Source organism: Leptolyngbya sp. CCY15150 (assembly GCF_016888135.1).
Taxonomy (GTDB): Bacteria; Cyanobacteriota; Cyanobacteriia; order RECH01; family RECH01; genus RECH01.
Genome location: NZ_JACSWB010000147.1, coordinates 233891 through 256904 on the forward strand (window position 1 = coordinate 233891; position 23014 = coordinate 256904).

At 54.4% G+C, this 23014-nt stretch carries 21 protein-coding genes and 1 tRNA gene; 13 read left to right on the forward strand and 9 right to left on the reverse strand.

Annotated features, from left to right (window positions below):
* Nucleotides 1-197: 197 nt before the first annotated feature.
* Entirely contained in the window at nt 198-1469 is a 1272-nt protein-coding gene (locus JUJ53_RS06565; RefSeq protein WP_204151177.1) for a dihydrolipoamide acetyltransferase family protein, read from the forward strand.
* A gap of 108 nt (nt 1470-1577) precedes the next feature.
* Here JUJ53_RS06565 and JUJ53_RS06570 read toward each other — a convergent pair whose 3' ends face one another.
* Entirely contained in the window at nt 1578-2303 is a 726-nt protein-coding gene (locus JUJ53_RS06570; RefSeq protein WP_204151178.1) for a hypothetical protein, read from the reverse strand.
* Between the two features lie 628 nt (nt 2304-2931).
* Between JUJ53_RS06570 and JUJ53_RS06575 the strand changes: the two genes are divergently transcribed.
* Both JUJ53_RS06575 and fmt read left to right on the forward strand, forming a co-directional pair.
* The gene (locus JUJ53_RS06575) at nt 2932-3987 is read left to right on the forward strand and encodes an OmpA family protein (protein WP_204151179.1); all 1056 of its coding nucleotides are present in this window, start codon (nt 2932-2934) and stop codon (nt 3985-3987) included.
* Complete coding sequence (gene fmt / locus JUJ53_RS06580) at nt 3984-5009, forward strand: methionyl-tRNA formyltransferase (RefSeq protein WP_204151180.1); 1026 nt, start codon at nt 3984-3986, stop codon at nt 5007-5009. Before JUJ53_RS06575 ends, fmt begins: the two co-directional genes overlap by 4 nt.
* A gap of 11 nt (nt 5010-5020) precedes the next feature.
* Here the strand turns inward: fmt and JUJ53_RS06585 are convergent, their stop codons facing one another.
* The 3 genes from JUJ53_RS06585 to JUJ53_RS06595 form a co-directional block, all read right to left on the reverse strand.
* Entirely contained in the window at nt 5021-5374 is a 354-nt protein-coding gene (locus JUJ53_RS06585) for a carbon dioxide-concentrating mechanism protein CcmK (protein ID WP_204151181.1), read from the reverse strand.
* Between the two features lie 201 nt (nt 5375-5575).
* A complete protein-coding gene (locus JUJ53_RS06590; protein ID WP_204151182.1) occupies nt 5576-5887 on the reverse strand; it encodes a carbon dioxide-concentrating mechanism protein CcmK in 312 nt (103 codons plus the stop codon).
* A 56-nt stretch (nt 5888-5943) separates the two neighbouring features.
* Nucleotides 5944-6531 carry a hypothetical protein gene (locus JUJ53_RS06595; protein ID WP_204151183.1) on the reverse strand — a complete coding sequence of 196 codons (588 nt, stop codon included), beginning with the start codon at nt 6529-6531 and terminating at the stop codon, nt 5944-5946.
* A 179-nt stretch (nt 6532-6710) separates the two neighbouring features.
* On the opposite strand from JUJ53_RS06595, the gene acpS reads away from it, so the two are divergent.
* The 7 genes from acpS to JUJ53_RS06630 all read left to right on the forward strand — a co-directional run bounded on the left by acpS (nt 6711) and on the right by JUJ53_RS06630 (nt 12389).
* Nucleotides 6711-7166, forward strand: coding sequence for a holo-ACP synthase (gene acpS / locus JUJ53_RS06600; RefSeq protein ID WP_204151184.1), 456 nt, complete (start codon nt 6711-6713; stop codon nt 7164-7166).
* A gap of 364 nt (nt 7167-7530) precedes the next feature.
* Complete coding sequence (locus tag JUJ53_RS06605; protein WP_204151185.1) at nt 7531-7800, forward strand: transcriptional coactivator PipX; 270 nt, start codon at nt 7531-7533, stop codon at nt 7798-7800.
* Between the two features lie 16 nt (nt 7801-7816).
* Nucleotides 7817-8500: a YggS family pyridoxal phosphate-dependent enzyme gene (locus JUJ53_RS06610; RefSeq protein ID WP_204151186.1), complete on the forward strand. Its 684-nt coding sequence runs from the start codon at nt 7817-7819 to the stop codon at nt 8498-8500.
* 1047 nt (nt 8501-9547) lie between these two features.
* A complete protein-coding gene (locus JUJ53_RS06615) occupies nt 9548-10156 on the forward strand; it encodes a cell division protein SepF (RefSeq protein ID WP_343327900.1) in 609 nt (202 codons plus the stop codon).
* A 158-nt stretch (nt 10157-10314) separates the two neighbouring features.
* Nucleotides 10315-11121, forward strand: coding sequence for a pyrroline-5-carboxylate reductase (gene proC / locus JUJ53_RS06620; protein ID WP_204151187.1), 807 nt, complete (start codon nt 10315-10317; stop codon nt 11119-11121).
* 143 nt (nt 11122-11264) lie between these two features.
* On the forward strand, nt 11265-12104 hold the full coding sequence (locus JUJ53_RS06625) for a pantothenate kinase (protein ID WP_204151188.1): 840 nt from the start codon (nt 11265-11267) through the stop codon (nt 12102-12104).
* 114 nt (nt 12105-12218) lie between these two features.
* Complete coding sequence (locus JUJ53_RS06630; RefSeq protein WP_204151189.1) at nt 12219-12389, forward strand: hypothetical protein; 171 nt, start codon at nt 12219-12221, stop codon at nt 12387-12389.
* Between the two features lie 109 nt (nt 12390-12498).
* On the opposite strand, the gene JUJ53_RS06635 is transcribed toward JUJ53_RS06630, so the two are convergent.
* Nucleotides 12499-13521, reverse strand: a complete 1023-nt coding sequence (locus JUJ53_RS06635) for an isochorismatase (protein WP_204151190.1) — start codon at nt 13519-13521, stop codon at nt 12499-12501.
* Nucleotides 13522-14037: 516 nt separating this feature from the next.
* Between JUJ53_RS06635 and JUJ53_RS06640 the strand changes: the two genes are divergently transcribed.
* The 3 genes from JUJ53_RS06640 (at nt 14038) to JUJ53_RS06650 (ending at nt 18606) form a co-directional block, all read left to right on the forward strand.
* The gene (locus JUJ53_RS06640) at nt 14038-16038 is read left to right on the forward strand and encodes a GspE/PulE family protein (RefSeq protein ID WP_204151191.1); all 2001 of its coding nucleotides are present in this window, start codon (nt 14038-14040) and stop codon (nt 16036-16038) included.
* A gap of 116 nt (nt 16039-16154) precedes the next feature.
* A complete protein-coding gene (locus tag JUJ53_RS06645; RefSeq protein WP_204151192.1) occupies nt 16155-17270 on the forward strand; it encodes a type IV pilus twitching motility protein PilT in 1116 nt (371 codons plus the stop codon).
* 112 nt (nt 17271-17382) lie between these two features.
* Nucleotides 17383-18606 (forward strand): type II secretion system F family protein, encoded by a 1224-nt coding sequence (locus tag JUJ53_RS06650; RefSeq protein ID WP_204151193.1) that lies wholly within the window; start codon nt 17383-17385, stop codon nt 18604-18606.
* Between the two features lie 97 nt (nt 18607-18703).
* Here the strand turns inward: JUJ53_RS06650 and JUJ53_RS06655 are convergent.
* The 4 genes from JUJ53_RS06655 to JUJ53_RS06670 all read right to left on the reverse strand — a co-directional run bounded on the left by JUJ53_RS06655 (nt 18704) and on the right by JUJ53_RS06670 (nt 22888).
* Nucleotides 18704-18790 (reverse strand) — tRNA-Ser (locus JUJ53_RS06655).
* A gap of 124 nt (nt 18791-18914) precedes the next feature.
* Nucleotides 18915-20576: a GH3 auxin-responsive promoter family protein gene (locus JUJ53_RS06660; RefSeq protein WP_343327903.1), complete on the reverse strand. Its 1662-nt coding sequence runs from the start codon at nt 20574-20576 to the stop codon at nt 18915-18917.
* A 96-nt stretch (nt 20577-20672) separates the two neighbouring features.
* Nucleotides 20673-21539, reverse strand: coding sequence for a sugar ABC transporter permease (locus JUJ53_RS06665; protein ID WP_204151195.1), 867 nt, complete (start codon nt 21537-21539; stop codon nt 20673-20675).
* Nucleotides 21539-22888, reverse strand: a complete 1350-nt coding sequence (locus JUJ53_RS06670) for an ABC transporter substrate-binding protein (RefSeq protein WP_204151196.1) — start codon at nt 22886-22888, stop codon at nt 21539-21541. The genes JUJ53_RS06665 and JUJ53_RS06670 overlap by 1 nt, the downstream gene beginning before the upstream one ends.
* Nucleotides 22889-23014: the final 126 nt, after the last annotated feature.

A 23014-nucleotide genomic window follows, 5' to 3' on the forward strand; every position in this document is an offset into this window, starting at 1 on the left:
CAGATTTGGGGAACGATGAACCGGTCTCCAGTCCCCCATTGATGTTCCGTAATGAAGCGGTTTCAAGCTACAATCTAGGATCGCGACCGTGAATTGGCGAGGGCGTCTAAGAACACCTCTGCTGCGTTCATGGGTGCTACCCTGCTGGTTTGCGAGAACTTCGCAGTGCTGTTGTTGATCGAGTCAGACGCTACCCCATGATTCATGAAGTATTCATGCCCGCTCTCAGCTCCACGATGACCGAAGGCAAAATTGTGTCTTGGGTCAAATCACCGGGAGACAAGGTAGAGAAGGGTGAAACCGTCGTTGTTGTGGAATCCGATAAGGCCGACATGGATGTAGAGACCTTCTATGAAGGGTATCTGGCCAGCATCATTGTCCCGGCTGATGAAGTTGCGCCCGTGGGGGCTCCCATTGCCTTGGTGGCAGAAACCGAGGCAGAGATTGAACTAGCCCAGCAGCAGGCCAGCGCCATTCAGGCAGGAACAGCAGCACCGGCAGCTTCTCCAGCCCCTGCGCCTGCAGCAGCTCCAGCGATCGCCTCTCCCACAACCTCCCAAAATGGAGCCGTTAAGTCTGGCCGCTTGGTGGTTTCCCCCCGGGCTCGCAAGCTTGCCAAGGAGTTCAAGGTTGATCTCAACACCCTCCAGGGTAGTGGCCCCCACGGCCGCATTATTGCCGCAGATATAGAAGCGGCTGCGGGTAAAGCTCCCACTCCCCAGCCCACCGCTATTGCACCGAAGCCAGCGGTGGCAGCCCCTGCGCCGATCGTGCCCGCTCCCGTTGCTGCGCCCCTTGGGGAAGTCGCCAAGTTCAACACCCTGCAGCAAGCGGTGGTGCGCAACATGATGACGAGCCTCCAAGTGCCCACGTTCCGGGTTGGTTACACCATCACCACCGATGCCCTCGATGCCCTTTATAAAAAGGTGAAGTCAAAAGGCGTCACCATGACCGCTCTGTTGGCGAAGGCCGTGGCGGTAACGCTGCAGCGCCATCCCTTGGTGAATGCTTTCTATACCGAACAGGGCACCAGCTATCGCTCGGAGATTAATGTAGCGGTGGCAGTGGCCATGGAGGGCGGTGGTTTGATTACCCCTGTCCTGCGTCAGGCTGATCAAGTAGATCTCTATTCTCTATCGCGCACCTGGCGAGATTTGGTGGAGCGATCGCGCCTGAAGCAGCTTCAGCCCGACGAATATTCCACCGGTAGCTTTACCCTGTCTAATCTAGGCATGTTTGGCGTCGATCGCTTCGATGCCATTTTGCCGCCGGGTCAAGGTTCAATTCTAGCCATTGGAGCCTCTCGCCCCCAAGTGGTGGCCACGGCTGACGGCATGATGGGGGTGCGCAATCAAATGCAGGTCAATCTCACCTGCGACCACCGCATCATCTACGGTGCGGATGCCGCCGCCTTCCTGCGGGATTTGGCCCAGTTGATTGAAACCAATCCCGAATCCCTCACCCTATAGTTGTCCCGCGAGTGTGACGCAAGACCGCCCCTTGGATCTAAAACGAGTCAAGGGGCGGTTTTATATAGAGCGTCTAATGGTGTGGTTTTTGAGTGACGGCTCCTCTGGCTAACGATAGGCCTGGGGCCCTGTCCAGATATTATTGACTAGCTCTCCAAAGACCACAGGGCGATCGCCCACGTCGGCCTCCACCGTTTGCCCATGGAGATTCACGGCCCACACCGGCCACTGCTCTTCGCCCATATGGCCGGCCCGGAAAAGCACCCGGTCGGGATCAGACTGGCTCCATCCCAGCAAAATAGCGTTGCTATAGTTCACCGGGGTGGGGGCAATGGTGTGGGCTTGGCTCTGGTGCTGATCCCAGACGACGGCATAGTCGGACGCTAAACCGGTACCAAAGAGCGATTCAAATTCCCGAGCCAGGATGCGATCGCCCGCCTTCGACCAAGCAATGGGAATAATCATGGCGATGCTGCCAGGATGTTCGGCTTCGTCTCCCGAAACAAAGGGATTGTCGGCTAGGGGCGATGAGGCGGTAATCACCTGCAGAGCACCGGTTTTCAGGTTTTCTAGAAACAGCACGCTAGCCACTTGGGTCTGCGTGGGATCAGGCTGGATGCGGAGCTGAATGCGACTATAGGCAGCGTAGCAGCCATCAGGAGAGACCAAGGAAGGACTGCGGTAGTAACGCAAAATGGGCGATCGCTGCGCAGGATTCTCCGTGACCATGGTCATCACCCAGGTCCAGGGGACTGGGTACGGGCTATTCAAGGGGTCTAGGCGGGTGGAAGGTTCGGTCATGGGCAGTACCATCAGCAGGCGTCGTGCTGACATGGGGTTAGCAAAAAATGAAGCGTATTTAGGCGATGGCGGTAGGGAAGCCAAGATGCTTCTCTTGGCAAAGCATAGGGTTTTGCCTCCGCTCTCCAGAGCGATGACGGGGATCGCTTTCCCGTCATCGCCGGTGGCACACTATCTACCTCAAACTATTCCCACTCCGGTGAGACTGTTTCCGGTGGAAATAGCCATCACGGTACTATGGGATAGACATAGCTATGGATAGGCTCGATAGCCATGAAAACCGGTAGGCTTGATGGTTGTACCGCAGGGGGTGGCACAACCCTGAAGGATTTGTACCTGCGCAGTATTCGCACTACCCAAGCGTCTTGGCTACCATAGCCAGATGCACAGATCTGTAGCTCTTTGCCTAGGACTCAGCCGCCTCACAGTAGCAGCCGCCTAAGCTCTGATGTATGGCAACGCCATACAGGTTGATATGCTCCTAATTACAGGTATAGCAAGGGAAGAGGGAACTGCCATGGAAAACGCTGAAACTCTTTAATAGACTTAACGTATGCAGCGTTACATAGACATCAATCGTTAGATTCTGTCTGTGGCCAGCAGTTCTGGGATGTCCCACTCTTCGTTTGCTCTTCGTTTTAATTGTTTTACTGGTTCAACTATGGTGCCCTCGTCTCAGCCTCCCCATGACTCTCCTCCCCCTCAACCACCTCCAGAGCGATCGCCCGGTCTGCTGTATGGCTTGTTGGTTTTAATCTTTCGCCTATTACTGTTGGGAGTTGGGGGAAGCCTAGCTGTTTTGGTAGGTATTGGCGTTGCGCTGTGGCGACCCGGCACCGTTCCTGATCGGCCCATGTTAGAGGTTCTGTTTCGCCAAGTGTCTGCATGGCGCAGTGGAGAATGGTATGCCCCTGTTGAGCCAGAATCCACGTTGCCACCTGCGATCCCCCGGCTGGAGTCCCTTCCTGCTCCATCAGATGTCAATGTATCGGATGCAGAGCCTGACTCGGGAGAGACGGAGACCTTGGAAGAGCCTCTGCCGCTTGATGAGGAAGAACGGGAAGCGGTCGCTACAACCGTGGCTGAATTGCAAACCGAGGTGGAGGCCTTAGGCGATCGCCTCCAAGACTTGGAAGTCCAGCTTGATGGAGCCCCCCGCTCGGGGCCCGTGGAAGAGCGACTGCGCCGCCTCGAACGTCGTTTAGATCCTGCTAGTGCTGAGTCTTCGTCGGATGAAACGGCTGGTTTAGATGAGACGGCTGATGTAGACGGGCCGGCCGAACAGCCGGCTGATCCTCCGGCAAGGGCTTCAGAGACAGAGGCTGCTCCGATCACCACGACATCTACCCCTAGCCTCTCTCCAGACACCCTGCGGGTTACTCTCCCGAGCGATGCTCTATTTCAGACCAATGACGCACGATTGGTCGATGGGGCCGAAACGTTGCTCGATGATATTGCCACGGAGCTGCAAACCTATCCCACGGCTACGATCCGTATCGGCGTTCACACCGCTCCTACCCCAGACAGCACGGACGGTCTGCCGCTATCCTTTGCGCGATCGCAACAGATTCGTGATGTCTTAGCGCCCCAGCTCGGCCCTAGCTATCGCCTGGTGGCGATCGGCTATGGTTCGACTCGTCCGCTGATCCTGTCCACGGATCTGTCTGCCCAGCAGCGCAACCGCCGCGTTGAAATCACCATTGATCCCCGCCCATGAAGATCGTGTTTTTTGGTACGCCTGACTTTGCCGTGCCTAGCCTAGCGCGCCTCCTGCAGCATCCCGACCTGCAAGTTTGTGGCGTTGTCACCCAGCCTGATAAGCGTCGAGGGCGCGGCAAGAGCCTCTCTCCCTCTGCCGTCAAAGCCTTGGCGGTGGAGCATCAGCTTCCGGTTTGGCAACCCCGCCGCCTCAAAAAAGATCCCCAAACCCTAGGTGAGCTAGCGGCTCTCAACGCCGATGCTTTTGTAGTGGTGGCCTATGGGCAACTGCTATCGCCGCAGATCCTAGCCATGCCGCGACTGGGATGCATCAATGGGCATGGTTCCCTCCTGCCCCACTACCGAGGGGCTGCACCTATCCAGTGGAGTTTGGTGCAGGGAGAGGTGAAAACTGGCATCACCACCATGCAGATGGATGTGGGGATGGATACGGGCGCTATGTTGCTGAAAGCTACCACGCCCATTCATTGGTGGGATACGGCGGCGACGGTGGGCGATCGCCTGTCCCACCTAACGGCTGATCTGCTGATCGAGACGCTACTGGGGCTAGATGCCGGTACTCTGGAGGCGATCGCCCAGGATGATGACCAAGCCACCTATGCACCGCTAATTCAAAAAACTGACTACGACCTAGACTGGTCTAAGAGTGCGATCGCCCTTCATAACCAGATCCGTGGCTTCTTTCCCAACTGCGTCACCGAGTTTCGGGATCAGCCCCTCAAAATCCTGCGTACCATTCCTATCCCGCTGCCTAGTGACGACATGCCGGATGAGTTCGCTGGCCTACCGTCCCAACTCGCCTCGTTAGATATTGCTGCTGCCAGCCAAACTAGCCAACTCGGCGATATTGTTGCCATCCTCAAAAAAACCGGCCCCATCGTGCAGACGGGAGCCGGTTGGTTATTGCTGTATCAAGTACAGCCCGCTGGGAAGAAGCCTCAGTCGGGTTGGGACTTTGCCAATGGATCGCGGGTGATGCTGGGCGATCGCTGCCTCTCCCGTGATCTGACTAAAGATTAGCGGTGTAATACCTAGCGATTAAACGAAGACCCTAGAATGCGCGGTTGTTCCACAGCATCCCGGAATTCGGCAACGTCATCACCGTAGGCGATCGGCAGCACGCACTCCACGTTTTCGTGGGGGCGGGGGATAATCACCCAAGATTCTAGAGCGCCCCCGTAGACGGTTTCGACGGCAGCAATGCCGGCCTCCATCGCCGCCTTGACTTCCGACACATCTCCACGAATATTCACGGTAAACCGGGCACTTCCCACCCGGATATAGCCCACCAAGGTGACACGCCCAGCTTTCACCATCGCATCCGCTGCCGCCAGCACTGCGGGAAATCCCTTCGTCTCAATTGATCCAACCGCAGACAATGACATGTATGCTCTCCTAACCATCGATAAACAATGCTGGTGGGCCTGCTTCTATCCCCACCGACGGCGCGAATAGTTTGTATAGACTCAACTCAATTCTACGGGCCTACGTCCCCAAAAACCCGGGACTTGTTGACCAGATAATCGGTTGAACGATAACAATTTATAAGCGCTGTGTATAGTTTTATTTATGCCTATGCCAAGGGCTTAATAGACTCGGAAGGCTTCGACTTGATCGGTGTAGTGGATGGGCAAGACTGACACAATGTTTTCCGGCGGATTCGGCACGGTGTAGTGGGTCATAATTTTGCCCCCGAAGCAAGCTTCTCCCGCTTCTAGCCCGGCTGCCATGGCAGAGGCTACCTCCGAAACGCTGCCACGAATGGCAATGTAGAAGTTTCCCCGCTCTGCCTTATCAAAATACACCAAGGTCACGCGCCCTGCCTTGAGCATGGCGTCGGCCGCTGCTAAGGTTGCTGGAAACCCCAACGCTTCAATGACCCCCACGGCTTGTGGCATTGCATCGTCTCCTTCAAGACATAAAACGTAGACAGGCGATCGCCTGCAGCCTTTCACTATACCTTGATCAAGCCCGGTTGCGCGATCGCTGCAATGACTCGTATACATCCCGAGTCTGGCTGTGACCATTGGTAATGGCATTCCCGAGGGTTGCCCCAACAGAGGTTGAGATAGACCTCGGTGCGAGCTGCTTCCAGTTCTGCCCATTCGGTTTGGTGAATCCATTGCTCCACTTGGTCGGGCGTTGCTGGCTGGGGATCATGGCCGGCCAACCAAAATGACATGCCCTGGGTCACCCGTTGCCAAAACTGCAGCACCGCCGCCGTTGCCTCAATCAGAATCTGCTTATCGTCTGGAATGGCGATGAGCTGGCTATGGAGTTCCGGCGATCGCAAGCTTTGGTCACGGAACTGATGGGTGCGCCAGATTAGCCCAGACACCTGATGTTCAAGCTGGTATTGATGAATTTGTCCTTGGAAGTCTCGGTAGCCAAACACTTTGCTCAACTGTCCTGCCCCGATCGCCTTGGCCACAACGGGGTTATCCAGCCGTTTCTCCGACGACAGCAGGAGCCGCTCTCCTTTCCAATGCGCTCGCAGCTCTTGATCGAGAATCTCGATGAGGTCTTGAGTGGTGTAAGGCATGGACGCAGGTGTACAGCAACAACAATGGGATGATAGGCGGACGATCACTGGGAGATAGCTGGGACGCTACATCAGTGGCGATCGCCCCCTGAGCCTATTCTACGAGGGTCATCCAGAGAGTGAAATTCCTGGGCCATTTTCCCGTACAGTGATGATACTGGCAGGTCAAAAGGTTCCACTTGCACATTCGGATTGGCACGGATATCGTTCTCATCTCTCGCGTCAGATCACTGTTTGAGCGCTTCGGCGATCGCTTCCTTCAACGCGTGTATACCATCGCCGAACAAGAGGAATTTCACCGTCGCTGCGCTGAGCGGCATCCTTCGGAGAATGCCATCGGCTTCTTGGCGGGGCGCTGGGCAGCCAAAGAAGCGGTTGTTAAGGCTCTTGGTACCGGATGGCGCGGAGTTCGATACACTGACATTAGCATTGGCCTCCAGCAGAGCGGAGCACCGGCTGTTATGCTGACGCCAACCCCCCAAACCCAACCTTGGCTTCAAGGTAGTTGGCAGCTTAGCCTAAGCCATGATGGCGACTATGCGATCGCCACCGCTCTTTGGAGTGGAGACCTGCCCCAGGAGTCCCTCCATGCCCCCTCGGGGGCTACCAACCCATATCCTTCGGGAGATGTTTAGGTGGGATGGTCATCCATCTAGGTTTCGATCTAGTCTTTAGCTCTTAGAGAAAGACGGCTCATCAGACCCTCAATGAGCGATCGTGGCCGACGACTGTACTATAGCTCTAAGCTACCCATGCGATCGCTTTCCCTAGAGTCTACCGAACGATCTACCAACATTGCTGTCTTCGATCCTTGACTAGGTCGAGATACGCTGACTCAACTAACGGATGATGTCATCCTAGCGTTCATCTATCGCCGGTCTAGCCCCCGTCTCTACCGTGCCCATTCATCCCACAGCGGTCATTGCTGATCGTGCCTTCAGACTCTATCTCCACCGTCGTGATTCATGGCGACCCAATTGCTAGTCAACCTAAACTTGAATGAGCACTGAAACCTATCTTAATCATCCAACCTTTGGACTGCTGTTTAGAGTGTGCCTAGTTGACAGCAGCCAAGAGCTCTTTGCTACGCTATACGCCCAGCGCCTGTTTTTTGTGGTCAAAACGGCAGCCGGCGGCTTGCAGTTTGATCCCATTGGGCGTAGCGATGCCCGTATTCTGGTTGAAAATCGTCTGCGCAGCCTTCGACGGGAAGGAGCCTTGAAAGACTATCAACTGCTCCAAAAAATCCATAAGCAGACGTTCCAATAGTGAATCTAGTGAATCTATGACTCGGTTGTCCTTGAGCGGCTCTCTACCCGATCGCATAGCCCAGCTTCGCCAAACCCTTCCCCCCCATGTGCGTCTCGTGGCTGTGACCAAGCAAAAGCCGGTCGAAATGATTCGCGCGGCCTATGCGGCTGGGGTGCGAGATTTTGGGGAAAACCGGGTGCAAGAAGCTGAGGAAAAACAGGCCCAGCTCGCCGACTTACCAGACATCACCTGGCATTTGTTAGGGCACTTACAAACCAATAAGGCCCTCAAGGCCCTTGAGCACTTTCACTGGATTCACTCCCTGGATAGCCTCAAGCTAGCGACCCGGCTGAATCGCCTGGCCGAAGAGCGATCGCTCCGTCCTACGGTGCTACTGCAGGTGAAATTTCGTCCGGATCCCAACAAGTATGGCTGGGATCCTTTAGAGCTCCAGTCCGACCTTCCGGCTCTAGATCAACTGTCTCACTTGGCGATCGCTGGCATGATGACCATTCCGCCTTTGGGGCTTTCTGAGGCAGAAACATTGGCCGTATTTCAAGACGCCCAGCAGTTTTTTCAAACGGTGCAGCAGGCGGGGTATCGCAACCTTGCCTTCCACCATCTTTCTATGGGCATGTCTGACGACTATCCCCTAGCTATTCAAGCTGGAAGCACGGTCATTCGCCTCGGCCGCGTGTTGTTTGGCGATCGCCCCTAAGACTACCATCGGCAGTTTGGGTGATTGGGGGAGGTGAAGCGCGATCGCCTCAATCCTCATCGCCTCAATCCTAAAGATATCTATCGATAGCGTTAAAAGCTGGACAAAACTGAAATCGCCCCCTAGACTTGGCGTAATGGCTAGGTATCAATCTAGTCCAAGCGTTGTTCTATCCCCTGAGATCGGCGCAAGGAATGGATTCCAAGTTAGGTTCTCTCCTGTTTTCATCTTGTCCTGAGTCTGTGAAATACCCTTGTAACTTGGTATGGGCGGATGTCTAGCCTGTTTGGCAGGGGTGAGCGATCGCTTTTCTGGATGATAGGGTCTATCCCTACTGCCCAATAACGCATAAATCGTTTAGGATTAGGACGCGAAACACCACTAGGAAATCCGCCGGACAATCACCTCAAATTCTTGAATCGTGGTTTGTTCGGATCAATGGCTAGGGATGTTCAAGAGCGATTAAACCCTGGGACTGCCATCGGCTTGATGAAGGCCAGTGGCGGTGGATTACGTCAAGACGGTATGAGGCACCTTGGGGCCTGTCCCTAACCATGCTAGGTTTGGCGTTGGGATAGAGCAAAAGTTGTTGATTAGACCATGTTCAACTTCTTTTAATCAATCCACGTTAAAGATAGTTATTGCCTGCCTTTCTTGTCTCAGTCTCATAGGGCGATCGCTCCATGGGATGCCCCATGAACCATGAGTCTCACGCCCTAAAGTATTGGGGTCAAATTCAGGGCAATGGTCTCAAAAGCCGCCTCCATTCAGTGCCCAAAGCTTGAAGTTTTAAACTTGTCGTTTTACGGTTTTGCCTTTACAAAAGTAATGTATACTGATGACGCAAATCCAAGAGGCGATGGGCAGGGTGCTCTGGCTGGCAGGGATGAGTTCCATATAAACCATTTATAAAGCTCTGATCCCAGTTTCTTTCGCAGAAGCGTCTCTCACGTTCAATCGATAGCTTTCGCACGTAAAGGTATAGTTTGACGTAGGGCTGGGCATAAGTTTTCTTAGTTGATCTTAGATTGCGATGGAGCGTAAACAGTGAACAGCATATTCACTAAGCTACGAGACTTTGTTGGTCTGAATGACCCCGGAGACTACGAGTACGAGTACGAAGAAATGGATAGCGGTGAAGAGTACCAAAATCTTTACCAGCAAGAAAATAAGGAGACGGTTGCAGAGGACTCTCCGCGTCGCCGTCGCCTGCGTGAACGGTCAATCATTTCATCTGGTGAGATAGGAACAAGTTCCACTATGAACTCTGCTATGAACAATGTGATTGGTATGCCTGGCGCTGCGAACGGAATGTCTGAGGTGGTGGTCATGGAGCCTCGCACCTTTGAGGAAATGCCTCAAGTCATTCGCGCCCTGCGGGAACGCAAGTCGGTGGTTCTTAACCTAACCATCATGGATCCAGACCAAGCTCAGCGAGCCGTTGACTTCGTCGCTGGCGGCACCTATGCCATTGACGGTCATCAAGAGCGGATTGGTGAAAGCATCTTCCTGTTCACACCGAACTGTGTGCAGGTTAGCACCCAGGCCGGCAACCTTGGCGACCTAACGGGAGCTCAGCCCCAGGCTCGTCCAGTTGCTCGCCCCACGGCTCCAACCCCAGCTTGGGCCACGGAAGCACAAACTCGCATGGCATAATGCCGTTGATTGTTTACCATCCGTCATCCAATTAAGATCGTTGAGAGTTGGGGGGAAAGTCTCCCATCTCTCACCCCTTAGCCAGCCTCTAGAAAGGCACCGTGAGGATCTCATGGTGCCTTATAATTTTTGGGGTTATGACAAAGGAAGTTTCGTTCGTGTCTAGCAAACTTGGGGTTATTGGTGGCGGAGTTATGGGGGAGGCGCTCCTGTCTCGCCTAATTGAGCAGGGTACCTATCACCCTGACGACATTGTGGTGAGCGATCCCTCTCCGCAGCGCCGAGAGATGATGGAGAAGACCTATCACATTGCAGCTTGCGCCGACAACCAGCAGGTTATAGACCAAGCATCCCAGGTTTTATTGGCTATTAAGCCTCAAGTTTTTACCGCCGTAGCTGCTGACCTAACGCCCTGTCATCCCGATCAGGTTGTGCTATCGATCCTGGCAGGAGTACCCCTACAGCGTCTAGAAGCCGCTTTTCCAGGACAGCCGGTGATTCGGGCTATGCCCAATACTCCTGCAACGGTAGGCGCTGGCATCACGGCGATCGCCCTAGGGCAGCACACCACATCTGCCCATCGTGATCAGGCCCACCAAATTTTTCAAGCCGTGGGTGAGGTGGTGGATGTGCCCGAATCGTTGATGGATGCCGTGACGGGGCTGTCTGGGTCGGGGCCAGGGTATGTAGCGGTGATCATAGAAGCGCTGATTGATGGCGGTGTGGCCGTTGGCCTACCCCGGGCCACCGCCACCCAGCTTGCCCTGCAAACGCTACGCGGTACGGCCGAGTTGCTGCAAACCACGGGTTTACATCCAGCAGAACTGAAAGATCGGGTGACCAGTCCCGGCGGTACAACCATTGCTGGCATTGCTCAACTCGAACAGGCGGGGGTGCGATCGGCTCTGATCAAAGCGGTGCAGGCTGCCCACCAGCGATCGCAAGATCTGGGACGCTCTAGCTAATCCTCACCGAAGTTCGATGACGCTATGAGTAGAAAACGCTATGGACAGGCAGGATGCGTTAGCGACAGCGTAACGCATCCAAGCTCCATGGGACGGTGCGGTGCTTTGCCTAACCGCACCCTACGACAGAGGTACAACGGTGGATGACTCCGCCCTCTCCTTGCTTTGCCCTTGCTATTGGTAACTCCCGCCTGCACTGGCTGTGGGAGGAGCCGTCCCAACCTCCACTGGTTTGGCATACGCCCCATCTTTCTAGGGAAGCGATCGCCCACTGGTTACTCCACCGCTGCCAGGCCCAAGCTTTGCCGGACGGATTTCTGATGGTGGACGACGATCGCAGCCTGCTGCGCCTCCAGCAACCGCTCTGGAACGGGCCGCCACCGCTGTTGCACATGGCATCGGTTGTCCCAACACAAACTCGACTGTGGCAAGATTCGTATACCCCCGTTCACTGCCTGAGCCTGGCAGATGTGCCCCTGAGCGGCCTCTATCCCAGCCTCGGACTCGATCGAGCCATTGCCCTCTGGGGGCTGATTGCCCAGCAGCGATCGCCCGCCCTGGTCATTGATGCCGGCACCGCCCTGACCTTCACCGGAGCCGATGCTCACCGTCGCCTGGTCGGCGGCGCGATTGTACCGGGGCTGTCGTTACAACTGCGATCGCTCTCCCAGCAAACCGCTGCTCTGCCCTGGTTAGACGCTCAAGCCCTGCACCAGCCTGAGCGCTGGGCCAGCACCACCGAGGCTGCCATCTACAGCGGCGTGCTCCACACCCTGCTAGCCGGGCTGACAGATTTTGTGCAGGCTTGGCAGCAGGACTATCCCACCAGTGCGATCGCGCTCACCGGCGGCGATGCGCCCCTGCTCTACCGCCACCTCCAGCAAGCCACTCCTGCCCTGGCCCAAACCCTTGATCTCCTGCCCAGTCTTCTCATGATGGGACTGCGATCGCTGACCTGCGAGTCTATGAAGAAACGTAATTGAATCTAAACCTTGGTTACGAGATCCCCAGTCTCAGTACTGCTCAAAAGCTAGGGAATGGTACGGTTATGTCTACGGTTTTAAGACTCACATTGGGAACACAGTAAGGCAAGTCCTATGTATAACAAAGACTCCCGCAAAGATTGGGTTAGCGCAGCGGTCACGGCTGGTTTAGGCGCAGGCATCGTCACCACCTTTGCCATTAGCCAAGGGCAACATCCACTGATGGCTCTAGGTATCACTGGGTTCGCAATTGCAGCAGCATTAGTGATTGATCACTACTCATAAATGTGGGTTCGATGACGGTATAGCTCTCGCCGGTAGGGTAGACACTGCCTACCCTACTAGCGCATCCTCCACCTACTCAATGAGCGCTGATCAGCGATCGCTCAACGGACTAAGCCATCATGGGCATTGGATCGGTTGACTGTACGCGATGCATTCCCGCCGCTGCAAATCGCTGGAATGCTTCCTCTGCGGCATCCGTAAAGTCCACCACTCCCGGCACCACCACGGGAGACATGCAGTCTTCTAAAAGATAGACCCGCTGGGCGATCGCTGGATCAACGGCTTGAATGCGGGTCAGCAAATCATCCACCGTCCAGGCCACGCAATGGCTCTTAGCCTGCCCAGCAATATAAATCGCATCAAATGAGAGCAGATGATCCATCAACCCTTGATTGGCTTGAGCGATCGCTTGTTGTTGATCATCCTGCATAATTTCTGGCTTGAGCACAGAATAGTTTTCCGTCAGCGGATGATCGCCCTTGAGTTCAAATCGGGTTGTCCATTGGCGCGCAATGGAATGAAAGAAACAGGCCTCTTCCACTGCTGCCACCAAGGCGTGGCCAATGCCCCCCAGCATGGAATGATAGGGCCAAATCGTGAGCGGATATTTACCATCCTGGGAGAGCTGGCGCACGTAATATAGCCCGTAGCGTTGCAGAGCCTCAACATCGCCTTGGGTAACCTGGGGAGCGATCGCTGGATTGACGCGCCAACGCCCCTGCTCCACATCCGTTGCTGAAATCATGGTCATCGCCGGTGGATGCTCGCCCTGCTCGTTCACCCAAAATACCGCATGGAAAATTTGCAGCGCCGTGTGGGTGTCGAGGGTGGGAATAATTTCGGTAATGGCTCCTAGATTACGATAGATGAAGTCACAAAGCCGCACATTATCGGCGATCGCTCCTGTCCCCGATCGCCCGCCCACAAACAGCTCAAACTGCGGCAGGCAAAATGTATTTTGCACATCAATCGCCAAAAGGGCAATGCGGATATGATCCTGGCTAGACGGCGGAATGTCATAGCACTGGGACCAAGCCGCGGCCTGGGCAGCCCGTTGCTCGTAGGGCACTGGCCACACAGCGCCCACCTTAGACGGATCAAAATAGTCAGGCAAGGGTAAAGCGATCGCCATCGTTGTTGAGCATCTCCATATCATCCCGTTGTCTCTAGGGTACCTATAGCCACGGCGCTTGTGGGTACTTGGAGTACAGATTCCCCTCGCCATGATCGCCCCCGACTCTACCCCATCGCTGCTCTCCAGCACGAGCATTCCTAGGCTTCACGCCCATGGAGCTTTTAAAGCCGTGCTTGCGATCATCTTCATCGAGTAAACGTTATGATTTGGGCAACATTGAGTAGCGGGGCATTGAGCTTGTCTAGTCCTGAACACCATTCCGTTTTGGGAGAGGCTATCATCTAGGCATGACAATCGTTCAACGGCTTGGCGTAGCGATCGCCATCCCCTTAGCCGTTCCCCCACCGTTCCTTCTTCAGACTGACCTGGCAAGCGCCTGGGTTTGTCTAAGCAACTCAGCCGGTGCTCATCCGTCTCACCCACCGCACCCTTAAAATGCTGCCATCGATTATGAAGCTCTGATGAAGGGTTCTGGGAATACTGACTCATACTAAGGAGATTTCGACAGTAGATATGGCTAATTCCTCGTCGCGGCGTGCCCTAGTCGTCCAGCATAATTTCTCTCCCTTCAGCAACAAACTGGTTCAATCTGGCTATGCAGATACCGACCAAATGCAGCAGGCGTTGGTCGAAAGCCGCAAGTCTGGACGGCCTTTGACTGATGTTTTAGAGGTGATCACCGGCAAACGACTGCCTCCCGATCTCATTCGTCAGTACAAGAAACAGCAGCTTTTTGAGCTGAAGATTCTCTACGGCGTTGAGTCCCTCGACCCTGAAATCAGCCAAATTTCTACGAGTCAAGTCGCGACGTTGATCGACAACCTGATTCCCATTGACGTATGTCGGCGCTATCAGCTCATCCCGCTCTCAAGAAATGATGAGGAGCCGCCTTCTGTCCTCATTGCCATGGTGAATCCTGATGATCTTGGTGCCCAGGATGACCTCAATCGGATTCTGCGCCCCCAGGGTTTAGCCCTGCAGCGGATGGTGATCACCAATGAAGATTACCAACGCATCATCTCCAAATATTTAGACGAGAAGGTTGAGCAAGACAAGCAGCGCGAGCGTGAGTCCAAGGTTGACGTTAAATCTGATCTAGAAGAGCTTGAATATCTTGAGCTGGAAGAAGACCTCGGCGATGCCGAAGCCAACCTAGACGATGCTCTTCAGGATGCAGAGGCTGCTCCGGTCATTGCCTTGGTTAACAAAATCTTGGTCAAAGCCCTGCAGGAAGAGGTCTCTGACATTCACATCGAACCCCAAGAAGAGCATCTGCGTATCCGCTTCCGCAAAGATGGGGTGTTGCGTCAAGCCTTCGATCCGCTGCCGAAGAAGATTATTGCTGCCGTCACCGCCCGGTTTAAAATCATCGCCAGCCTAGATATTGCCGAGCGCCGCTTACCTCAAGATGGACGGATTCGCCGGATCTTTGATGGACGGAAAGTAGACTTCCGGGTCAATACGCTGCCCAGCCGCTACGGGGAAAAGGTGTGCGCCCGGATTCTCGATAACTCCTCAACCCAACTCGGGCTCGATAAGCTGATTACGGATCCTGATAGCCTGCATATTGTTCAAGAAATGGTAGCGCGTCCCTTCGGGCTGATCTTGGTGACGGGGCCCACCGGTTCCGGGAAAACCACCACCCTGTATTCTGCCCTAGCGGAGCGGAACGACCCCGGTGTTAACATTAGTACCGCGGAAGACCCGATTGAATATTCTCTGCCTGGGCTAACTCAGGTGCAGGTGATTCGGGAAAAAGGCATGGACTTTGCTTCCATTCTGCGTGCCTTCCTGCGTCAAGATCCTGATGTGATTCTGGTGGGTGAGACCCGTGACCGAGAAACGGCGAAAACAGCTATTGAGGCTGCCCTAACTGGACACTTGGTATTAACCACTCTGCACACCAACGATGCTGCCAGTGCGATCGCTCGTTTAGATGAAATGGGCGTAGAGCCGTTCATGGTGTCTAGCTCCCTCATTGGGGTCTTGGCTCAGCGCCTGATGCGCCGCGTTTGTTTTGAATGCCGTATTCCCTATACGCCCACGCCAGAAGATCTAGCCCGTTTTGGTCTAAGCGTTGCCCGGGACTCAGAGTTCACCTTCTATCGGGCTAACAGCCTCCAGCCGGACGAAATTCAGGCAGCTCGGGAACGGAATGAACTGTGCTCAACCTGCAGCGGCATTGGCTATAAAGGACGATCCGGGGTTTATGAGATTATGCGCATTACCGAAAATCTGCAAACCCTGATTACGCAAGGAGCCCCCACCGAGCGTATTAAGGAAGTTGCCGTGGAAGAAGGAATGCAAACCCTACTGGCCTATAGCCTCAACCTCGTGCGACAAGGGGCGACGACCCTCGAAGAAGTGGAACGGGTCACCTTCACCGACACCGGCTTAGAGTCTGAACTGAAGGCGAAACGCAAAACCTCACTCACCTGTCGAGTATGCAGCGCCGAACTTAAAGCAGAGTGGCTCGACTGTCCCTACTGCACAACTCCTCGATTCCAAGACTAGCTATGTCAGGTCTGCGAAAATTCGCGGGTATCTTAACGTCATTACATCATGCATCGCTTGAGGCAGGAGATCATCCCGCCCGCCAACGTTAGCCAACATTTGGAGGATCGTAGACCATGGATCTAATGATTGAAGATCTGATGGAACAACTGGTAGAAATGGGAGGCTCAGATTTACACCTCTCCGCTGGTCTACCACCTTACTTCCGGATTAGCGGACACCTCACCCCTATTGGCGATGAGCCCCTGACCTCTGAGCAATGTCAGCGACTCATCTTCAGTATGCTGAACAACAACCAGCGGAAAATGCTGGAGCAAAACTGGGAATTAGACTGCTCCTATGGGGTGAAAGGATTGGCTCGATTCCGGGTCAATGTGTACAAAGATCGAGGCACGTACGCAGCCTGTCTACGGGCCCTCAGCTCTAAGATTCCTAGCTTCGACAAACTAGGCTTGCCAGATGTGGTGCGAGAGATGGCCGAAAAACCTCGGGGGTTAGTGTTGGTCACAGGGCCCACCGGCTCCGGGAAAACCACCACCCTAGCTGCCATGATTGACTTGATCAATCGCACTCGGGCAGAGCATATTCTCACCGTAGAAGACCCGATTGAGTTTGTCTACGAACCCATCAAGAGCCTGATTCACCAACGGCAGCTTGGGGAAGATACTAAGAGTTTTGCCAATGCGTTAAGAGCAGCCCTGCGGGAAGATCCAGATATCATTCTGGTGGGTGAAATGCGGGACTTGGAAACGATTTCCCTCGCTATTTCGGCAGCAGAAACCGGTCACCTTGTATTTGGTACCTTGCACACCAGTTCCGCTGCTCAAACCGTTGACCGGATGATCGACGTCTTTCCTTCAGAGCGCCAAACCCAGGTACGGGTGCAGCTATCCAACTCCCTAGTCGCTGTTTTCAGCCAAACCTTGGTGGCCCGTAAAAATCCAAAACCCAATGAATTTGGGCGGATTATGGCTCAGGAAATCATGATTGTGACTCCAGCCATCTCCAACCTGATTCGGGAAGGTAAAACCTCTCAGATTTACTCGGCCATTCAAACCGGCGGGAAACTTGGGATGGTGACCTTGGAAAAAGTTTTAGCCGATCTTTACAAAGCGGGCAGCATTACCTTCGAAGCTGCGATGTCGAATACATCTCGCTCTGATGAGCTGCAACGGTTGATTGGCCCAGTCGCCGGTACTCCCAGTGGCAAGAATGCTTACGCGAATCGCTAAGGTTTGCTAGGATTCTGGCAAGAGCGATCGCCCCTTAACCAAGAGCGATCGCCTGCCATCGTCAATAGCCTTCATAGTCTTCTGTCTCAATCCTTTCGCCTTCACATGAGTTATGCCTACTTACGACGTTAAAGCTAGAGATTCTAAGGGGAATCCAAAGCGGCAAAAAATCATTGCTAGTTCTCCTGCCGAAGCGCGCTCCACCTTGCGAGAGCAGGGTCTTTATGTTCAGGAGCTGAGTGAAGCTCAGGGCATGATGAACTTTGACTTAGAGCAGTTGTCAACCGCTTTGACATCTGTCTCTGTCAAGGATAAAGCCATTTTTTCTCGGCAGTTTGCAGTACTCATCAATGCGGGGGTAGCCTTAGTCCGCAGTTTAGGAGTATTGGCAGACCAATGTCCTAACCCAAAACTCAAAAAAGCGCTGCAGCAAATTAATGCGGATGTTCAACAGGGGACGAACCTGTCGGACTCGATGCGTAAGCATCCCCAATGTTTTGATGGTCTGTACGTCAGTATGGTGCAGGCGGGTGAAGTGGGGGGGGTCTTGGATGAAGTGATGAACCGCCTCGCCAAGCTTCTGGAAGACGTTGCCCGGTTGAATAACCAAATTAAATCTGCGATGACCTATCCGGTGGCGGTGGGGTTCATTGCTGTGGTCATTTTCATCGGCATGACCGTCTTCTTGATCCCGATTTTTGCCGATATGTTCGAACAGTTGGGTGGGGACTTGCCCTTCTTTACCAAACTCATGATGGCGGTGAGCGACTTTTTGCGCACGCCCATTTATGTAGTCGGTATTATTGTGGTGGTGGTAGCCATGGTGGTGTCGTTCCGCCAATATTACAAAACCCGCATTGGCCGTGAAACCATCGATCGCATCTCTTTGAAAGCACCTTTGTTCGGTGACTTGATTCAAAAAAACGCAACTGCTCGCTTCTGCCGCACCTTTGGGTCTCTGTCACGGTCGGGGGTACCGATTTTGACAGCGCTAGAAATTGTCCGCGATACGGCTGGCAACCAGGTGATTTCCAATGCCATTGACCAAGCGCGGCGAGAGGTGCAAACTGGCGGCATGATTAGCTTGGCGCTTCAGCGAGAGCAGGTCTTCCCGATCATGGCTATTCAGATGATTAGTATTGGGGAAGAAACTGGAGAAATTGACTCCATGCTCATGAAGGTAGCGGATTTCTATGAAGATGAGGTGGAACAGGCTGTAAAGGCGCTCACCAGTATCATGGAACCGATCATGATTGTGGTTTTGGGGGGGATGGTTGGCTCCATTCTTGTGGCGCTGTACCTACCGATCTTTAAGATCATGGATCAGATTGGCTAGAGACGTGCTGCATTCTAACAGGTTAGAAAGTTAGTGCGAGACATGAAGACAGAAAGCGGAGGATATCCTCCGCTTTTGTTGTGTTGATCATGTTGAACGGAGAGGGGGGGATTCGAACCCCCGTTAGGTTTGACCCTAAAACAGATTTCGAGTCTGCCGCATTCAACCGCTCTGCCACCTCTCCAGGGCTCGGTTTACACAATGGGGCTGCGATCGCAGCGTTATGTATTCTCACAGCTTACTAGTTTAGCCTATCTTGTCCCAGCCTTGCGCATTGTCTGACACATTCACCAGGCAAGGTGGTGCCCCTAGAGGACGATTTCCTGCTCAACTTCAATGCCATCCATGAAGGAGCGATCGCCGCTGATATGGGGAAACTTAAGCTGGGCATCGGTCATGCCGGGCTTGATCTGACGGGCATAGAGGATGGTAAAACTACCGGGCGCTAACAGTCGCAGTCGGGGCTCACCGATTTCACCGGATGTGCGTTTTTCGCCATAGCTGGCATTTTCGAGTTGTAGATAGCGATCGCACTGATCCAAAAATGCTTGGGGATCCTCTAATGGACTGTCGGCTGACACTTCTACATTGATCACATAGTAAGCAAAGGTGATCTGCTCTGATAGGGTGATGCAAAAGTCTTTAAGCTGTACGCCATGATCGCGCTGGGCGGCTTGCAGGGCTCGTGTTGCATGGTATTCGGTCGTTTTTTCTGTCGTGGCTGATAGGGTGCCGCCCTGGCGATAGCGAAACACAATCAGCGGTGCTTGTTCGTAGAAGCCGATGACCTCGACCACATCACCCAGGTCATAACGGTAGAAGCCGGCGTAGTTAGTAATCAAAATGCGGTAGAACTCGCCAACTTTGACCTCAGTGGCTAACAGGGTTTTGGGTTGCTCCACCTGCCATTGATCGGCGGGAATAAATTCAAAGAAACCATTGTCGATGGCTAGGATTGCTCCTTCGCTCTCGAAATGCCAATGGACTCCAAAGGTGGCTTCCGCTGAGGCGTAGGTGCCGCCAAAAATTGGTAGATCGCCAAAGTGGTCAGCAAAGCGCTGGAAATAAAAGTTAGACGTGCCGCCCTTGGCTGTGATCACAAAGGCGAGATCAGGCCAGATTTGCCGAGGTGTGAGCGTACCGGTGTCTTTGAGGATCTGACGCAGTTCAGCGGCACGCCGAGGTTGGGGGCGGATCAGTCGTTCTAGGGTTTGGCGTAGATCCGGTTCAATCGATAGATCCGTGGGGATAGTACCGGCGGCTAGGTCGTCTAGGAGGCGATCGCGGAATCGATCTAGATAGTCACACAGGCGCAGCACCAGAACGGGAAAGGTTGCGCCGATCAGCCCTGTATGGCGCTTGTTCATGGCAAAGAGCAGGCATACATAGTGACGGGCAACGGGATTAGAAATTTTGAGGGCATCATAGGGCTGGGAAAACACGTAGCGATAGATGCGATCGCTTAACCGTAACCCGCTGCTGCTGACATGGCCGTAGGGAATACCGCCTTGGGTGACACCTGTACTGATCACGGCGGTGGTGACCAACAATTGGCCCAGCGGACGCTTTTGCTGGCGAGCTAGGGTTAGGGCAAACCCCATGGCGACTTGATTGGTGCGATTGATTAACCGCTGGGATCGCTTGGTAACCACAATAAATTTACGATCGCCCGTGGTACCGCTGGTGACATTGAGACCTATCAACGGATCGGGGGTGACAATATTGTGCTCTCCATTTGCAACCCGCTGTAGGTAGGGGTTGTATTGGCTGTAGGGCCAGATGGGCACCTGTTCACGAAATTGATCCACTGTTTGAATCTTGGATAATCCTAGAACTTGCCCCACTTCCGTGGTTTCCTGAACCCGCAATAGCTCTAGCAAAAACTGTTCCTGAACCGCTTTCACCCGTCGGGTTTTGCGAATGAACTGATCCCGGAGTCGCCGGGTTACCAGTGAAACCAAGACCAACACCAGATTTAGCATTCTTCCACTCTCATGTCATGCATCGGATCTATGTCAGTCAACAGTGTCCCATACACCGCTTCATCCACCGCAAAGTAGCGGCTTTTAGGAGTTACTAGTACGCAGTTGTAGATAGACCAGGGCGATCGCCACTCCCAGTAACAGGGTGGCTGCTGCGGCTGCGTAGCCCCAGTCGAACTGGGCAAAGGCTTGGTTATAGATATAAAACACTAGCAGATTGGTGGAGTTGAGGGGGCCACCGCCGGTGATCACGTAGGGTTGCTCGAAGCTGCGCAGGGTGAAAATTGTTGTGGTGACAGCAGCAAAGACGAGGGTGGGGCGCAGGCAGGGTAGGGTGATGTACCAAAAGGTTTGCCAACGCCCAGCCCCATCGAGCCGAGCTGCTTCATAGAGGCTCACGGGAATTGTTTGCAGGCCCGCAAGGAAGACGACTAGGTTGAACCCCAGTTGTTTCCAACTGCTGAGGACAATGAGCACGACCATCGCCCATGGCGTACTGCTTAACCAAGCAATGGGGTTGATCCCCGCCACTCCCAGCAAGGTATTCACGGGGCCATCGGTTTGGAATAGCCAACGAAATCCCAGACCTGTGGCCACCAATGACGTGACCGACGGGATGAAATAGGCGGTGCGCAAGATGCCTTGGAGGGCGATCGCTCGATTCAGTCCTACGGCCAACAGCAGGGGCAGCACTAGGCTGGGGATCACGGTGCCGATGGTGAAATAGAGGGTATTGCCGATCACCTGCCCAACATCGGGATCGGTTAAGAGCCGCTGATAATTCTGGCTGCCCACCCACTGTAGACCGCTGCGGGTGAAGCTGCCGGTGGTAAAGCTGAGAACCACTAAATACAGGATGGGAAAGCCTACAAAAACGCCCAGCAGCAAAAGGGCTGGCGTCAAAAACAGCCAAGCTGTGCGACTGTCCTGGGAGGCAGCAGAGGTTGGCATTAGGTATTGTCCTGCAGCAGGGTTTGGGTTTCTTGAACGATCGCTTGAATGGCTTGTTCTGGGGAGAGGCGATCGGTGAGGGCTGCGTGTAGATAGCGCTGCAGGATCTCGGAAGCTTGGGTATAGTGCGGAACGGCGGGTCGGCGCACGGAGCGCTCTAGCATGGGTAGCAGGTCGGGATAGTGGTGATAGTGTTGCAAAATGGCGGGATCGCTGTAGAGGCTGATGCGGCTAGGTAGATACCCCACGTCTAGGGCAAAGCGCCGCTGGATCTGCCGCTGGGTGAAAAACTGTACGGCCGTCCAGGCCGCGTCGGCATGGGGCGTTGAGGCAGCGATCGCCAACCCCCAGCCTCCCTGACAGCCTCGACTTTCCTGCCCTGGGGCATGAACGACAGGGGCGATCGCCACCATACCGCTGACGGGTGATTCACTGGAATTGACCGTGGCCCAGGTTTCTGGCCAATTGCGCAAGAACGCCGCTTCACCATCTTGAAACAGCCGGTAGGTTTCCTCTTCGCTGTAGGTGGTCACCCGCTCCGGAGCAATGCCCTGGGTGATGGTGCGGCGCAAAAACTGGATGGCTTGCAGCGCCGCTGGACTATCCAGCTCCACCGCGAGGGTGTCGGAATTAATCCAACTGCCGCCATAGCCCGCCAACACCTCCATAAAGGCCGCCGTTAGCCCCTCAGATGATCGCCCCTGCCAGAGATAGCCCCATGTGGCCATTTGTTGCGATCGCAAGGCTTGAGCTGTGGTCACGAGGTCATCAAAGGTCGTAGGCACCGGTAGATTAGCTTGCTGCAGCAGATCCTGACGGTAGTGCAAGACGCCAATGTCTGAGCGTAGAGGAATGCGATAAAGGCGATCTTGGTAGCGCCCGCCTTCCAGGTCATTGGGCAAAAAGTCGGCGAGATCCTCCGCCGAGGGGCGATCGCTCACATCCAGCAACCAGCCTGCCGCCGCAAATCGGGGCACCCAGATAATATCGGCATACACCAGATCAAAGGTGGGATTACCCTGCTCAAAGGCATCGGCATAGATAGCTTCTAGGTCATCGGTGGACTCGTGGGCTTCCACCAAGGCAATGCGAATATCGGGATGCTGACGTTCAAACTCAGCAATCACTGGCTGCCAGCGCACCGACTCGATGCCCGACAGCGCCATGGTTAGGGTAATGGTGGATGACCCAGCCTGGCAGCTCACAGCTAGCCCTAGGGCTACCAAAAAGAGTCCGATTCCCAAGAGCAATCTACGTACCCAACGGGGCATCAACCAGCTAACCAACCAAGATAGGAGCGATCGCACCATCGCTAACGGTAACCCATGGGAATCCTGCATGGTGATCATAGGACAATCCCATGCAGAGCGCCAGGATCCTGCGCCCCCCTAGGATGGGGGGCGGGATGCTAATCAAGATGCTAATGGGGTCGCTACATCCCTGAGGATGGTCATCAGACGCCTCTCAGGGGATCC